The following is a 1,333-nucleotide window of genomic DNA, read 5'->3' as shown; positions in this document are numbered from 1 at the left end:
TCGCCGGCAAGCCAGCTCCCACCTCGACCGCATTACCCTTCAGCCATGCGCTACACTGTGGGAGCTGGCTTGCCAGCGATGGGGCAGCAGGAATAGCAGCCATGCGCTACTCCTGTGGGAGCTGGCTTGCCGGCGATAGGGCCGCAAGGCGGCCCCGGCGATCTCAATGCGCCCCGGCCGATTTGCTCAGGTCACTCTCGGCCCATTCGGTATAAATGCAGGCATCCGCCACCGCCCAGCGCACCTTCACGCTATCGCCCGGCTGCATCGGCATCCCCGCAGCCGACAGCGCCTTCACCGTCAGCTCGGTACCGCCCGCAGTCACCACATGGCAGGTCTGGCTCTCACCCAGGAACAGCACCTCGCCCACCTTGGCACTGACCTCGTTCCAACCTGCCGGCAGCGGCTCGCGCGCCGCCTGTTCGACGGTCAGGGCCAAGGCCTTTTCCGGGCGCACCATGATCAGGGCATCCTGCGCAGCGGCCAGGCCTGCGGTCAGGCGAATGGCCACCGATTGGCCCTCGAAGCTGCCCGCGCCATTGCTGCTGGCCTTGATCCGCAGGAAGTTGGAGTTGCCCAGGAACGAGGCCACGAAGGCATTCGGCGGGTTCTGGTACAAGTCGTAGCCAGTGCCCAGGCCAACGATCTTGCCGTGGCTGAAGATGGCGATGCGCTGGGACAGGCGCATGGCTTCTTCCTGGTCGTGGGTGACGTAGACGATGGTGATGCCCAGCCGGCGGTGCAGTTGGCGCAGTTCGTCCTGCAGGTCTTCACGCAGCTTCTTGTCCAGCGCGCCGAGCGGTTCGTCCATCAGCAGGATGCGCGGCTCGTACACCAGGGCCCGGGCAATCGCCACGCGCTGCTGCTGGCCGCCGGACATTTGCGCGGGCTTGCGGTGGGCGAACTTGTCCAGCTGCACCAGCTTGAGCATCGCCTCGACACGCTTGTTGGTCTCGGCGCTGCTCAGCTTGCGGATAGCCAGGGGGAACGCGATGTTGTCGCGCACGTTCAGGTGCGGGAACAGCGAATAGCGCTGGAACACCATGCCGATATCACGCTTGTGTGGCGGCACGTTCACCAGCGACTGGCCCTCTACCAAAATCTCGCCGCTGCTGGGGGTTTCGAAACCGGCCAGCATCGACAGGGTGGTGGATTTGCCCGAGCCGCTGGAACCCAGGAAGGTCAGGAACTCGCCGTCCTGGATCTCCAGGTCGAGGTTGTCCACGGCGGCAAAGTCGCCGTAGTGCTTGTTCAGGCCGCGCAGGCTGACCAGGGTCTTGCCGTGCGCGTTGTCGTTGATCACTGCACTCATTGTTGTTTTCTCCGCGCGCTC

At 64.7% G+C, this 1,333-nt stretch carries 1 protein-coding gene; it reads right to left on the bottom strand.

The genetic code is table 11. The features are described from left to right. Window positions 1–163: 163 nt before the first annotated feature. Complete coding sequence (locus tag HP547_RS28780; RefSeq protein ID WP_172228800.1) at window positions 164–1,312, bottom strand: ABC transporter ATP-binding protein; 1,149 nt, start codon at window positions 1,310–1,312, stop codon at window positions 164–166. Between the last annotated feature and the right edge of the window lie 21 nt (window positions 1,313–1,333).

The organism is Pseudomonas sp. CM27 (genome assembly GCF_013179515.1).
Taxonomy (GTDB): domain Bacteria; phylum Pseudomonadota; class Gammaproteobacteria; order Pseudomonadales; family Pseudomonadaceae; genus Aquipseudomonas.
This window is presented reverse-complemented; position numbering and strand designations above follow the sequence as displayed.

Bases quoted from the DNA above. Each gene is read 5' to 3' on its own strand.
- HP547_RS28780 (WP_172228800.1), bottom strand. From the start codon at position 1,312: ATGAGTGCAGTGATCAACGACAACGCGCACGGCAAGACCCTGGTCAGC.